Genomic DNA, 13325 nt, shown 5'->3' with positions numbered 1-13325 from the left:
CGTCTACTTACGTATTTCCTTCACAAAACATCGCTTTATTTTAGGGTTCTTGGCCGCGGATCATGGAAGACATGACACTGATCGACCGCGATGTTGACGTGCTCACCGACGTCGAGACCCTGGTCCGCGAGTGGCTCGACGACGCCGCGGGCCGACGGGACACCGCAGCCGCTCGCCGGCTGGCCGATGTTCTTCGCGATCCGGCGGGGCTCGACTTCACCGTCGGATTCGTCGACCGCGTGATCCGTCCCGACGACCACCGCGTCGCTGCCGCCAACCTGCGCGAGCTCGCCCGCACCGCGCCCGGGTTCCTGCCGTGGCACCTGCGCCGCCTGATCTCGCTGGGCGCGACCCTGTCGCTGGTGATTCCCGGTCTGGTCATCCCGATCGCGCGAAAGGCGTTGCGCGGCATGGTCGGACATCTTTTGGTCGACGCCACCGACCGGCGCCTCGGCCCGTCCATCGCCCGCATCCGCAAGCGCGGGGTGGGGCTCAACATCAACCTGCTGGGCGAGGCCGTGCTGGGGCGCGGGGAAGCGCAACGGCGCCTCGACGGAACTGAACGCCTGCTCGCGCGCCCGGACGTCGATTACGTCTCGATCAAGGTCTCGGCGACCGTGCCTCCGCATTCGCCATGGGCGTTCGACGAGGCGGTCGACCATGTCGAGCGCAGCCTCCTGCCGCTGTTCACGCTCGCGGCCACCTCGCCGACCAAGAAGTTCATCAACCTCGACATGGAGGAGTACCGCGACCTCGAGATGACGATCGCGGTGTTCACCCGGCTGTTGGATCGCCCCGAATTGGTCCATCTGGAGGCCGGCATCGTGCTGCAGGCGTACCTGCCGGATGCGCTCTCGGCGATGATGCGCCTGCAGGAGTGGGCGTCTGCTCGCAGAGGGCGCGGCGGCGCCGGCATCAAGGTGCGCTTGGTCAAGGGCGCCAATCTGCCGATGGAGCACGTGGAAGCCGATCTGCACGGTTGGCCAGTGGCGACGTGGCCGACGAAGCAGGACACCGACACCAACTACAAGCGCGTGCTCGACTACGCGCTGCACCCCGACCGCACGGCGAATGTGCGCATCGGGGTGGCCGGCCACAACCTGTTCGACATCGCGTACGCGTGGGTGCTGGCCGGTCGCCGCGGTGTGCGCGACCGCGTCGACTTCGAGATGCTGCTGGGGATGGCCGAGGCCCAGGCCGAAGCCGTGCGCCGCACCGTCGGAGGCCTGCTGCTGTACGTGCCCGTGGTGCATCCGAAAGACTTCGACGCGGCGATCGCCTATCTGGTGCGACGGCTCGAAGAGGGGGCGAGCCAGGACAACTTCATGTCCGCGGTGTTCGACCTGCACGACGAACAGTCCCTCTACGAGCGGGAGAGAGATCGCTTCGTCGCGTCGCTGGCCGCGCTGGACACCCATGTGCCGCAGCCGAATCGCCGTCAGGACCGACGCGCCGACGACCCGGCCGATTCGGTGCGGCCGGAGTTCGCCAACGTCGCCGACACCGATCCGTCGCTGCCAGGCAACCGGGCCTGGGGCCGGGCCATCACCGACCGCATCGCCCGGTCGCAGGTGGGGCTTGCGTTGGTGGAGGAGCACACGGTCACCGGCGCCGATCGCCTGGAGACGGTGATCGCCGCCGGCGTCGCCGCGGGGGACTCGTGGTCAGCCCGCTCGGGCGCGCAGCGCGCGGCGATCCTGCGCCGCGCCGCCGGCGCCCTGGAAGCCGCCCGCGCGGAACTGCTCGAGGTGATGGCCGCCGAGACCGGCAAGACCCTCGACCAGGGCGATCCGGAGGTCTCCGAGGCCATCGACTTCGCCAATTACTATGCCCACCTCGCCGAGAACCTCGACGACGTCGACGGTGCCGTCGCTGTCCCGGTGGGGCTGACCGTCGTGACGCCGCCATGGAACTTCCCGGTCGCGATCCCGGCGGGTTCGACATTGGCGGCACTGGCGGCGGGGAGTGCGGTCATCATCAAGCCGGCCACGCAGGCCCGCCGGTGCGGCTCGGTGATGGTCCAGGCGCTGTGGGATGCCGGCGTCCCGCGCGACGTGCTCCAGCTCGTCCACGTCGACGAGGGTGACCTCGGCTCGCAGCTGATCTCCGATCCGAGGGTCGGGCGCCTGATCCTCACCGGTGCGTTCGACACGGCGGCCCTGTTCCGCAGGCTGCGGCCGGACCTTCCGTTGCTCGCCGAGACCAGCGGCAAGAACGCCATGGTGATCACCCCGCACGCCGACATCGACCTGGCTGTCAAGGATCTGGTCGCTTCGGCGTTCGGGCATGCCGGCCAGAAATGCTCGGCCGCTTCGCTGGCGATCCTGGTCGGTTCGGCCGCGCACTCCGCACGCCTGCGCAATCAGCTCATGGACGCGGTGACCTCGCTGACGGTCGGCTATCCGTCGGACGCGACCGCACAGATGGGGCCGGTGATCGAGCCCGCTGACGGAAAGCTGTTGCGGGCCTTGACCACGCTGGGGCCGGGGGAGAAGTGGCTGGTCGAACCGCGCCGGCTGGACGACACCGGTCGGCTGTGGTCGCCCGGCGTGAAGACGGGTGTCCGCCGGGGCTCCGAGTATCACCTGACCGAATACTTCGGACCCGTACTGGGCCTCATGGAAGCCGCCGACCTGGACGAGGCGATCGCGATCCAGAACGAGGTGGATTACGGCCTGACTGCCGGGTTGCACTCCCTGGACCGAGCCGAGATCGAACGCTGGATCGACACCGTGGAGGCCGGGAACGCCTACGTGAATCGATCGACGGTCGGCGCGATCGTGCGGCGCCAACCCTTCGGCGGGTGGAAGAAGTCGGCGGTGGGTGCCGGCACGAAGGCCGGCGGACCGAACTACCTCGTCGGTCTCACCGACTGGCGCAGCACACCGGCGACCCGCGGTGCCTCCCTGACGCCCGTGATGGCCGACTTCCTCAGTGCGGCAGGTGAACTCGAAGTGGACACGGAGTTGTTGCAGAGATCCCTGGCCTCCGACGCGCTCGCGTGGGAGCAGGAATTCGGGGTGACCCGCGACGTGACGGGTCTCGCGGCGGAGAAGAACGTCCTGCGCTATCGGCCCGTGCCCGTCACGGTGCGCGCCGAAGGTGATTCGACCGTCGCGCTGCTGCGGGTCGTCGCCGCGGGGGTGCTGGCGCGCAGCCACGTCACCGTCTCGACTCCCGTGCCCCTGGAGTCGGCGACCGCCGCGCTGCTGCACGCCCATGGCGTGGCCTGTCGTGTCGAGGACACCAACGCGTGGCGAAAGACCCTGCGTGACAACACTCCTGAACGTGTCCGTCTCCTCGGGGGTTCGCGTGAGGCGTTCGCTGAGGCCAGTGACGGCAGGGCCGACATAGCTCTGTATGCACAACCGGTGGTCGAGGCGGGGCGGATCGAGATGCTCACCTTCCTGCGCGAACAAGCGGTGTCGGTCACCGCGCACCGGTTCGGCTCGCCCACGGCACTCGTCGAGGGTCTCTTCGACTAGCGCTCAGGCGGGATAGGCGGCAACCGGCATGATGACGGTGCCCCTGCAGACACCTTCGAGGATCTCGGTGCGCCAGCTGCCGTACATCGAGCCGTCCAACGTCGGTGCGTAGAACACCAGCGAGCGGGCGGGCACGGATTCGCGGGGGACGTCGTCGCCGCGGTAGCACTCCCACTGCCAGTTGTAGTTGAACACCCACTGTTTGCCGTCCCAGGTGTAGCGGCTCGGCTGGGGGACCGTCGGATTGCTGGGGGCCGGACCGTCGGTCGCCGTCGCCACGCACGTCCCCGCGCACGACGTGGTGAACGTGTACTGGGCCCGGAAGTCGGGCTCGGGCTGGCGGGCGGCGATACTGGTGCCCAGCTTGTTCGACGCGAACGTGATCACGGTGTAGCGCCCCGACCAGTCGGGCAGGACTGCCGTCGCCGTGGCGGTCGGATGAACGCACGCGGCCGCGACGAGCATTGCTGACGCGCACGCGCTCCGTCTGGCAGACATGGTCCTCGCCGTAGTTCCGATCACACAGTGGGTTGCGAACACACAGTGTTCTTCCAGTTATCTGTGCACGGTATCTCCGCTGACCGACACCCATCCCCGCCGACACGGGCACGGTTGCGTCACGGGTTGATCTCGCACGCGCCCGCACCTCACTGAGACGTCAATGGCCGGCCAGCAGCATCAACGTCCACGCGGCCATCGACTGCGCGTCGGTGATGACGCCGTCGCGCATCATCTGCTCGATCTCCGCGCGCTCGAACCACGCGCTGCGCATGTCCTGTTCCTCGTGCTCACGGTCGTGCGCACCCTCGGTGATGTCGGTGGCGAGGAACACCCGGCCGCGCTGGCTGCTCATTCCCGGCGCGACGTCGAGCAGGCCCAGCTCGGTCAGTGTCGCGGCGGTCAGTCCGGTCTCCTCTCGCAGCTCGCGCGCGGCAAGGGCGGCCGGTTCGAGGTGCGCGCGGTCCGGGGCGGTGCCTTGGGGAAACTCCCAGCGCCGCAACCCCAGTGGATAGCGGAACTGTTCGACGAGGTGGAACCGGTGCCCGTCTCGCGGGATCACCAGCGCGTAGGTGGGCTTGTCGACGACGGCGTAGATGCCGTGGCTGCCGTCGGGGCGCTGGATGTCGTCCTCGCGGATGGTCAGCCAGTTGTTCTGATAGATCTGGCGGGACGCGAGCGCCCGGATCGAATCCATCGCCCCAGTATCGCCGAGCGCGCCCAGGCCGGCCGGGTAGCCTCAGTGCGTGCTGCTGGCCTCTCTCAACCCCGCGGCGGTGGCCGCCGGCGCCGACATCGACGACGCGGTCCGGATCGACGGCGTGACGCTGAGCCGCAGCGACCTGGTCGGCGCGGCCACGTCGGTGGCCGAGCGGGTCGCCGGCGCCGCCACGGTCGCCGTGCTGGCCCGGCCGACCGCCGCCACCGTGCTGGCCGTCGTCGGCGCGCTGATCGCCGGAGTGCCCGTCGTTCCCGTACCCGCCGACGTGGGTGCCGCCGAGCGCCGCCACATCCTCACCGACTCAGGGGCGCTGGCCTGGTTGGGCGAGCTCCCTGAGGACACCGGGGGGCTGCCGCACATTCCGGTGCGGCTGCACGCGCGGTCCTGGCACCGCTACGCCGAGCCCGCCCAGGACGCGACGGCGCTGATCATCTACACCTCCGGCACCACCGGCCCGCCCAAAGGCGTGGTGCTGAGCCGCCGCGCGATCGCGGCCGACATCGACATGCTCGCCGCCGCCTGGCAGTGGACCGCCGAGGACACGCTGGTGCACGGCCTGCCGCTGTACCACGTCCACGGTCTGGTGTTGGGACTGCTGGGTTCGTTGCGCATCGGCAATCGCTTCGTCCACACCGGCAAGCCGTCGCCGCCGAACTATGCGCAGGCCGTGTCCGAGGGTGGCTCGCTGGTGTTCGGGGTGCCCACGGTGTGGTCGCGCATCGTCGACGACGGCGATGCCGCTCGGGCCATGGCGCCGGCGCGGCTGCTGGTGTCGGGAAGCGCGCCGCTGCCGGTGCCGGTGTTCGACGGGTTGGCCGGGCTCAGCGGCCACCAGCCGGTCGAGCGTTACGGCAGTACCGAGTCACTGATCACGTTGAGCACGTTGGCATCCGGTGAACGCAGGCCCGGCTGGGTGGGCTTGCCGCTCGAGGGGGTGGCGACGAGGCTGCTCGCCGAGGACGGCACGGTCGCGCCGCACGATGGCGAGACGATCGGCGCCCTGCACCTGCAGAGTCCCACGCTGTTCGACGGTTATCTGAACCGGCCCGACGCCACCGCCGCCGTGCTCAGCGCTGACGGCTGGTATCACACCGGTGACGTCGCGGTGATCGATGCGGGCGGTATGCACCGCATCGTCGGGCGCGAATCGGTCGACCTGATCAAGAGCGGTGGCTTCCGCATCGGTGCCGGCGAGATCGAGACGGTGTTGCTGGCGCACGCCGGGGTGAACGAGGTCGCGGTCGTCGGGGCTCCGGACGCCGACCTAGGACAGCGGATCGTCGCGTTCGTTGTCGGTGACGCGGCGCCTGACGAGCTGATCGAGTATGTCGCACAGGAACTCTCGGTACACAAGCGACCGCGGGAGGTGCGCATCGTCGAGGCGCTGCCCCGCAACGGCATGGGCAAGGTGCAGAAAAAGCTCCTGCTCCAGGAGTTCTGATGCTCCCGCGAGCGCGCGGGTCTGTACGCAACACGCCGCGCCCCTCTGGCAGAACGCGCGCGCTCGCGGCGATCGGCAGCGCGCTCACTGTCGCAGCCTGCGGTCACGCCACCCAGGCGATGCCAGCCCCGCCGCAGGTGATGCTCGTCCAGACCAGCATCGTGCTGCCCCCGCCGCCCGAGCCCGCCGCGCCGGCACCGCCCGTCGAACCGCTCTCGATCGGATCCGCGGCCGTCGACACCACCGGCGGCTGGCTGCCCGACGGCACCACGCTGTCCCCGTTCGACTCCGCCAATCCGATCCTTTCGCAGATGAATCCGGCGTTGCTGCAGGCTGTGCAGAACGCCGCCCGGGCTGCCCAACCGGCGGGTGTCGATGTCCGGATCACCTCGGGGTGGCGCTCGAAAGGCTTCCAACAGCGGTTGTTCGACGACGCCGTGCGCAACTACGGCAGCGTGGCGGCCGCCGCGCAATTCGTGGCCACGCCGGAGGTGTCCAAACACGTCCTGGGCGAAGCCGTCGACATCGGTCCGACGGCCGCCGACGAGTGGATGATGGCCAACGGCAAGCAGTTCGGGCTCTGTCAGATCTACGCGAACGAGATCTGGCACTACGAACTGGCGGTCGACGCTGCGGGCAACTGTCCGCCACTACGACCCGACGCCGCGGGCTGAGCCTAGGGCTGGGCCGGAAAGGCCCTGCGCGACAACGCAGCAATGGCCGTCCCGCCGAAGATCAGTGCGCCCGCGACCCAGGGCAGCACACCCAGCCCCTGCCTGTCGAGCAGCATCGCCCCGAGCGCTGATCCGCCCGCGATCCCGACGTTGGCCGTGGCGTTGACCCACGCCCCGGCGCGTTCCGGGGACACCGCGTGCGTGCGCACCGCGCAGGCCTGATACACCGACGGCACCCCGCCGAACGCGGCGCACCACAGCGCCGTCGCGCACAGCACCGCGACCTGCGCGGGCCAACCCAGGCCCAGCAGTGCCACGGCCGCCACGGTGGCCAGCAGCAGGATCAGCGTGGTGCGGCGAGGATTGCGATCGAGGCCCTTGCCGGCGTACCAGAGGCCGAGCAGGCCGCACGCACCGCAGCCGAGCAGGATCGGGCCGATGAACGCCGGACCGACGCCGCTGGACAGCAGCAGCAGGCTGATGAAGGTGTAGGCGCTGAAGTGACCGATGAAGACGACGAGGTTGGACGCGGAGACCGCGACGAGCATGCCCCGCCGTCCGCGCTCGGGCCTGCTGGTCGGTCGGCTGTTGGCCACCGGGGGGAGGACGGCGCCGACGAGCACGAACGTCGCGACCGACGCCACCGCCAGCGTGATGAACGCGGCGCGCCATCCGGCCGCGGCCCCGAGCGAGGTCAGCAGCGGCACACCCAGCACCAGGCCCGCGGACACCCCGCTGCCGGCGATCGCCAATGCCCGGCCCACGTGCGCGCGAGACACCAACCGCGGCGAGTAGCCGATGAGCAACGCGAAGAACAGTGCGTGGGTGAGTCCGCCGATCGCGCGTCCGGCGGCGACGACGGCGAAGGTGGGCGCGAGCGCGACCACGGTGTTGCTCAGCACGTAGCCGGCCACTGTGGCCATCAGCAGCGGTTTACGGGCGAAGCGCGAGGTGGCGATCGTCAGCGGTACGGCGCATATGGCCACCATCACGGCATAGAGTCCGACGAGCAGCCCTGTGGTCGAGTCGGAGACACCGAACGCCGCGCCCAGATCGGGCAGCAGCCCCACGGGCAGCATTTCCGTGGTGACCGCCAGCGCCGATGCCAGCGCCAGCGAGAGCAGGGCGGGCAGGGCGTCACGCACACCGCGCGTCGTCGCCTGGTCGGCTGTCAGAGTCACGTGTCCCTAATATACTCAGTCGGCGAGTTTATTCAAAAGGAGTATCGCGCATGGTCTCTGCACATGCCGAACGGTTGCGTTGGCACACCGCCGCGCAGCTGCTCGCGGTGATGCGGGACGAACCCGGCATCACACGCGCCGCGGCGGCGTCCCGACTCGGCATCGGTAGCGGCAGTGCCAGCGAGCTGGCGGCGCGGCTGCGCAAGGCCCGCCTGCTCGACGAGGCCCCCGCGGCAGCGCAGGGCCGGGGCCGACCTACCGCGGTGCTGGCCGCGCACGACGGGGGTCCACTGATCCTGGCGGCTGAACTGGGAGCCGCCGACTGGCGGCTGGCCGTCGCCGGCGTGGACGGCCGGCTCGCCGTCGTGGCGCACGAGGGCTATGCGGGCGATGACCTCGCCGGCGCGCTGACGACGATGTCGCGCGCGATCGGCGCGATGTACCGGCGTCACGCCGATCGCTGTGCAGCGCTGTCGATTTCGGTCGCGGGAACCGTGAGCGAGAACAAGTTGGTCCAGTTCACCGCCCGTGGCTCACGAGATGTCGATTTGGCCGTGCTGGCCGCGAAGATCCCGCGGCGGGTGCCCGTGCTCCTCGGCAACGACGCCACCCTCGCCGGCCTGGCCGAGGCCCGCACCGGCGCCGCTCGCGGTGTGACGACGGCGCTGCATCTGATGGTCGCCCAGGGCATCGGCGGAGCATTGGTCGTGGGCGGTGAACCGGTCGCGGGCGCGCACGGCGCCGCGGGGGAGTACGGGCACGTCCCCTTCGGTGAGCCGGGGCGCGAATGCCCATGTGGCGCAATGGCTTGCTGGGATATGACCGTGGACGGTCGGGCACTCGCGCGTCATCTCGGCGAACCGGAACCGTCCGACCCGACCCGCTACGTCCATGACGTGATGGCGCGGCGGGATGACTTCTCTCGCAGAGCTTTTCGACAGGTGGCGGTCTCCCTGGGCCGCGGCATCGGTGCGTTGGTCAACCTGCACGACCCGCAGGTCGTGACGCTCGGCGGGGTGGCCGCGCTGCTGCGGGCGCAGGCGAGCGACGATTTCGCCGCCGCCTTCCGTGACGCGCTGATGGCGTTCCGGAAGGCGTCACCGCCGCCGGTGCGCGATGCGCAGCATGGTGCGGACGGGCCGCTGCAGGGTGCCGTGATCGCGGGGCTCGACCGTGCGACGTCGCCGGACGCACTGGCTGCGTGGGTGGCACGGCAGGGTGCCTGACCTGGTACGCGCCGGAGATCACCACCGGTCCATCAGGCCGAACACCTGCAAGCCGTAGACGATGGCGACGGTCAGGAACAGAACCACGACGATCCCGGCGCCGATCATGCCGGCGATCGCCACCGGTGTGAAGCGGTGTTTCGGCGGCGGGTTCTGGTTTGCCGACGCCGACAGTGAGCCCGAATCGGGTGGGGTGTCACCCGGTTGCACACTTCCGCCCTGCGAGAGACCCGTGGTATCGCTGGGGTCCGGGTCGGGGGGAAGCGCTGTGGGGTGCTCGGCACTCGCCGCCATGGCTGTACTCCTGTCGACAGGTTTCCCTGTCAATCCCCGCGTGCTGTGGTCCGGCAAACGGATTCCGCCGCGTCAGGGGTGTTCGTCAGAGTTCGGTCACGGCTGCCCCGGGCGCCCGGCGCGCGTTCGGGACCGCCGAACGCGCGCAAACTACCGGCTCGCGCGGCGTGTCGACGTACAAACGCGCGCGCTCGCCGAAACGCGCCGGGCTAGTTGGCGTGCAGGGCCTCGTTCAGCGTGATGCCGGTACCGTCGCGCTTGACCACCTCGACCGCGCCGGTCACCGAGTTGCGGCGGAACAACAGATTGTTCGTCCCGGAGAGCTCACGCGCCTTGACCGTCTGCCCGTCAGAGGTCGTCACCTTGGTGCCCGCGGTGACGTACAGCCCGGCCTCGATCACGCAGTCGTCGCCCAGCGAGATTCCGAGCCCTGCGTTGGCGCCCAGCAGGCACCGCTTACCGATCGAGATCACCTGCGTGCCACCGCCGGAGAGCGTGCCCATGATCGACGCGCCACCCCCGACATCGGATCCGTCGCCGACGACGACACCGGCTGAGATGCGGCCCTCGACCATCGAACTGCCCAGGGTGCCGGCGTTGTAGTTCACGAAGCCCTCGTGCATGACGGTCGTACCCGGCGCCAGGTGTGCACCCAGGCGCACCCGGTCCGCGTCGGCGATGCGCACCCCGGCCGGCATCACGTAGTCGACCATGCGCGGGAACTTGTCGACGCCGTAGACGGTGACGGGGCCGCGGCGGCGCAACCGGGCGCGCACCGTCTCAAAACCGTCGATAGCACAGGGCCCGTAGTTGGTCCACGCCACATTGGTCAGCACGCCGAAGAACCCGTCCGCGTTGAGCCCGTGCGGCGCCACCAGCCGGTGGGAGAGCAGATGCAGACGCAGGTAGGCGTCGTAGGCGTCGACGGCCTTGTCGTCCAGCGACGCGATCGCGGTGCGGACCACCACGACGTCGACCCCACGGTCCTCGTCGGGGACGGCGAGCTCGGCGAGCTCCGCGGGCACCTCGGCCACCGACAACCGCACCGTGCCGGAGACATTCCCCGAGTCGCTGCGCTCCTGCCCGCCGGTCTCGCCCTCCTCTGACAGCTCCGGTGCCGGGAACCACACGTCGAGAACGGATCCGTCGGCCGCGATCGTCGCCACTCCGATACCTGATGCACCTGTTGTCACGGTGCCTCAGGCTACCGGTGGGCCTAGCATCGCGTGACAGGTCCCGACCCGGGCCCCGATCGGACGGGAGGCGTGCCACGAGTACCGACGTGACGTTGCGCCAACTGCGTTACTTCGCCGTGCTCGGCGAGGAGCTGAACTATCGCCGCGCCGCCGAGAAGCTGTTCATCACCCAGCCGGCACTGTCCACCGCGATCAAGCAACTCGAGCAGCACTTCGGCGTCGTGCTGTTCCGGCGCAACACCCGCGAGGTCGCGCTCACCGACCTCGGCGCGGCCTGGTTGCCCCAGGTGCAGCAGGCGCTGGCCGGCGTCGACGCCGTCGTCGACAACCTCGTCATGCTCTCCGGTACCCGCCGCGGCGTTCTCCGGGTCGGCTACCTCATCGGCACCGGAGCCGACCTGCTCTTCCGGCTGGTGCGCCACTTCGAGGCCGCCTACCCCGACGTCACGGTCGAGCCGATCGAGTTCGACTTCGCCGATCCGACCGCAGGTCTCGCCGACGGGACCACCGAGGTGGCGATCATCCGGCCGCCGGTCGACCTGCCCGAGCACCGCATGCTGATCTTGGACTCCGAGTCGTGGGTGGCCTGTCTGCCTCGGGATCACCGTCTCTCGGGGCGCGCCGAGATCTCGATCATCGAGCTGCTCGACGATCCGATCGTGTGCGCTCCGTTGACGGCAGGCACGTGGCGCGATTACTGGCTGGCGATGGACGTGCGCGGTAACCGGCCGCCGACCATCGCGGCCGTGGCCGCCACCTACGAGGCCGAGACCACGGCGATCGCGCGCGGGCTCGGGATCAGCTTCACCACCTCATCTGTCGCCCGGTTCTACGACCGGCCCGGCATCGCGTACGTCCCGATCAGCGACCGGCCGCCCAGCCACACCGCGCTCGCGTGGAACCCGGGCAGCCTGACGCCTCAAGCCGACGCCCTCGTCCGGTTGGTGGCCGAGCAGTGGAGCACCGGTGAGCCCGAGCCCGATTGATAACCGGAGTTTATGAGTAGATCAAAACATCGAACTTCCGGTGACGCCGAGATGGCGGAATTCTGTCCAGGAGTGTCCATCCCCCCAGCGTGACCTGGAGTGACCATGACCGACGCAGACATCCGCCCGACTCATTCATCCGCATCACCCGCGAACGACGAAGACGCCGTGCTCGCCGAGCTCGGCTACTCCCAGAAGCTGGACCGTTCGGTCGGCACCCTGGCCTCGTTCGCCATCGGGTTCGCGACGATCAGTGCGACCACCGCGGTGTTCACCGGTTTCGGCGCCGGCTACTTCACCGCCGGTGCGCCGTTCGTGTGGACGCTGCTGCTGGCCGGCGCCGTGTTCGCGCTGTGGACGTTCATCGCCGCCGAACTGACCGCCAAGCTGCCGCTGGCCGGCTACTCCTACCAGTGGATCAGCCGGATCAACGGACCCAATCTGGCCTGGTTCACCGGCGTCATCGCGCTGCTGGGCTGGGTCTGCGGCATGACAGGAGTCGGCTTCATCCTGTCCGGCTACCTCGGCGGACTGTTCGGCTGGAGCATGAGCCAGAGTGCGCAGATCCTGCTCGCGATCGGCGTGGTGTTCGTCTGCGTGCTCATCAACATCTACGGCGTGCGGTTCGCGACGATGGTCAACAACATCGGCGTCAGCCTCGAACTGGTCATCACCGTCGGCGCCACCGCGCTGATCGCGATCATCGCGTTCTCGTCACCGGAGAACCACCAGCCGATCTCGACGCTGTTCACCGGTGGGCAGTCCGGCGACAAGGACTCCTACATGCTGGCCTGGCTCGCTGCCGCGCTGGGACCGTTCTTCGGCCTGATCGGCGTCGAGTCCGGGGCCGACGTCGCCGAGGAGACCAAGAACGCCCGCCGCGTGGTGCCCAAGACCATGTTCTATGCGCTCGTCACCTCGATCGTCATCGAGTTCCTGATGTACGTGGTGTACGTGCTGGCCATCAAGGATGCCGCCGCGGTCGAGGCCAATTCGGCCGCACCGATCGAGGAGATCATCACCCAGCAGGCCGGCCCGGTGGTCACGAAAATCGTTGTGGCCGTGGCATTGACGAACATCCTGGCCTGCCTGCTGGCCAACATCCTGGTGGCCACCCGGCTGACGTACTCGATGGCCCGCGACAACATGCTGCCGTTCTCGCACGTGTGGCGCCACGTGTCGCCCAAGTCCAAGGCGCCGACGTACGCGGTGCTCGGGCTGGGTTGCCTGTCGGCGCTGCTGCTCCTCTCCGCGCTGGTCAACGAGAAGGCGTTCAACTACATCATCGGTATCGCGTCGCTGCTGTTCTTCTTCGTCTACATCCTGCAGACCATCGGGCTGATCGTCGGCTACCGGCGCGGCACCATTCCGCGCGGCGAACCCGGCACCTTCGACCTGGGCCGGTTCCGGCTCCCGCTCTACGTCACGGCGTTGGTCGTGTTCCTCGGCGTCGCGGTCGCCCTGCTCTTCCTCCCGCAGTTCACCACCAACAAGTGGGTGTTCCTCGGCATCGTCGCCGTCGCGGCGCTGTGGTGGGCCACCGGGCTGAAGTCGCGCCTGGCGCGCGGTGACGCCGGCGCGACGTACGCCAAGACCCACAACCTCTGAGCGCCATACCTAGAA

General features: G+C 69.3%; 11 protein-coding genes. 6 read left to right on the top strand and 5 right to left on the bottom strand.

What is annotated here, in order from left to right:
• Positions 1 to 71 precede the first annotated feature (71 nt).
• Positions 72 to 3485 (top strand): bifunctional proline dehydrogenase/L-glutamate gamma-semialdehyde dehydrogenase, encoded by a 3414-nt coding sequence (locus ACXYX3_RS19085; RefSeq protein ID WP_458608623.1) that lies wholly within the window; start codon positions 72 to 74, stop codon positions 3483 to 3485.
• A 3-nt stretch (positions 3486 to 3488) separates the two neighbouring features.
• Here the strand turns inward: ACXYX3_RS19085 and ACXYX3_RS19080 are convergent, their stop codons facing one another.
• The gene (locus tag ACXYX3_RS19080) at positions 3489 to 3983 is read right to left on the bottom strand and encodes an Rv2253 family sensor-like surface protein (RefSeq protein WP_241206933.1); all 495 of its coding nucleotides are present in this window, start codon (positions 3981 to 3983) and stop codon (positions 3489 to 3491) included.
• A gap of 160 nt (positions 3984 to 4143) precedes the next feature.
• Entirely contained in the window at positions 4144 to 4680 is a 537-nt protein-coding gene (locus tag ACXYX3_RS19075) for an NUDIX domain-containing protein (RefSeq protein ID WP_241206934.1), read from the bottom strand.
• 49 nt (positions 4681 to 4729) lie between these two features.
• Between ACXYX3_RS19075 and ACXYX3_RS19070 the strand changes: the two genes are divergently transcribed.
• Positions 4730 to 6145 (top strand): acyl-CoA synthetase, encoded by a 1416-nt coding sequence (locus ACXYX3_RS19070; protein WP_458608622.1) that lies wholly within the window; start codon positions 4730 to 4732, stop codon positions 6143 to 6145.
• Between the two features lie 119 nt (positions 6146 to 6264).
• Complete coding sequence (locus tag ACXYX3_RS19065; RefSeq protein ID WP_458608621.1) at positions 6265 to 6819, top strand: M15 family metallopeptidase; 555 nt, start codon at positions 6265 to 6267, stop codon at positions 6817 to 6819.
• Positions 6820 to 6821: 2 nt separating this feature from the next.
• On the opposite strand, the gene ACXYX3_RS19060 is transcribed toward ACXYX3_RS19065, so the two are convergent.
• A complete protein-coding gene (locus ACXYX3_RS19060; RefSeq protein ID WP_241206937.1) occupies positions 6822 to 8000 on the bottom strand; it encodes an MFS transporter in 1179 nt (392 codons plus the stop codon).
• Positions 8001 to 8050: 50 nt separating this feature from the next.
• On the opposite strand from ACXYX3_RS19060, the gene ACXYX3_RS19055 reads away from it, so the two are divergent.
• Positions 8051 to 9226, top strand: coding sequence for an ROK family transcriptional regulator (locus ACXYX3_RS19055; RefSeq protein ID WP_241206938.1), 1176 nt, complete (start codon positions 8051 to 8053; stop codon positions 9224 to 9226).
• Between the two features lie 18 nt (positions 9227 to 9244).
• On the opposite strand, the gene ACXYX3_RS19050 is transcribed toward ACXYX3_RS19055, so the two are convergent.
• Positions 9245 to 9520 carry a DUF6480 family protein gene (locus ACXYX3_RS19050; RefSeq protein ID WP_241206939.1) on the bottom strand — a complete coding sequence of 92 codons (276 nt, stop codon included), beginning with the start codon at positions 9518 to 9520 and terminating at the stop codon, positions 9245 to 9247.
• Between the two features lie 209 nt (positions 9521 to 9729).
• Positions 9730 to 10713, bottom strand: coding sequence for a 2,3,4,5-tetrahydropyridine-2,6-dicarboxylate N-succinyltransferase (gene dapD / locus ACXYX3_RS19045; RefSeq protein ID WP_241206940.1), 984 nt, complete (start codon positions 10711 to 10713; stop codon positions 9730 to 9732).
• An 89-nt stretch (positions 10714 to 10802) separates the two neighbouring features.
• Here dapD and ACXYX3_RS19040 point away from each other — a divergent pair, with 89 nt between their 5' ends.
• Both ACXYX3_RS19040 and ACXYX3_RS19035 read left to right on the top strand, forming a co-directional pair.
• Positions 10803 to 11702: a LysR family transcriptional regulator gene (locus tag ACXYX3_RS19040; protein WP_458608620.1), complete on the top strand. Its 900-nt coding sequence runs from the start codon at positions 10803 to 10805 to the stop codon at positions 11700 to 11702.
• Between the two features lie 105 nt (positions 11703 to 11807).
• The gene (locus ACXYX3_RS19035) at positions 11808 to 13310 is read left to right on the top strand and encodes an APC family permease (protein ID WP_458608619.1); all 1503 of its coding nucleotides are present in this window, start codon (positions 11808 to 11810) and stop codon (positions 13308 to 13310) included.
• Positions 13311 to 13325: the final 15 nt, after the last annotated feature.

It is taken from the genome of Mycobacterium sp. Panama NTM2, assembly GCF_054355555.1.
This window is presented reverse-complemented; position numbering and strand designations above follow the sequence as displayed.

What these genes read in the sequence shown, in the direction of transcription:
- ACXYX3_RS19085 (WP_458608623.1), top strand. Translation starts at nt 72, where the DNA reads ATGACACTGATCGACCGCGATGTTGACGTGCTCACCGACGTCGAGACC.
- ACXYX3_RS19080 (WP_241206933.1), bottom strand. Translation starts at nt 3,983, where the DNA reads ATGTCTGCCAGACGGAGCGCGTGCGCGTCAGCAATGCTCGTCGCGGCC.
- ACXYX3_RS19075 (WP_241206934.1), bottom strand. Translation starts at nt 4,680, where the DNA reads ATGGATTCGATCCGGGCGCTCGCGTCCCGCCAGATCTATCAGAACAAC.
- ACXYX3_RS19065 (WP_458608621.1), top strand. Translation starts at nt 6,265, where the DNA reads ATGCCAGCCCCGCCGCAGGTGATGCTCGTCCAGACCAGCATCGTGCTG.
- ACXYX3_RS19055 (WP_241206938.1), top strand. Translation starts at nt 8,051, where the DNA reads ATGGTCTCTGCACATGCCGAACGGTTGCGTTGGCACACCGCCGCGCAG.
- ACXYX3_RS19050 (WP_241206939.1), bottom strand. Translation starts at nt 9,520, where the DNA reads ATGGCGGCGAGTGCCGAGCACCCCACAGCGCTTCCCCCCGACCCGGAC.
- ACXYX3_RS19035 (WP_458608619.1), top strand. Translation starts at nt 11,808, where the DNA reads ATGACCGACGCAGACATCCGCCCGACTCATTCATCCGCATCACCCGCG.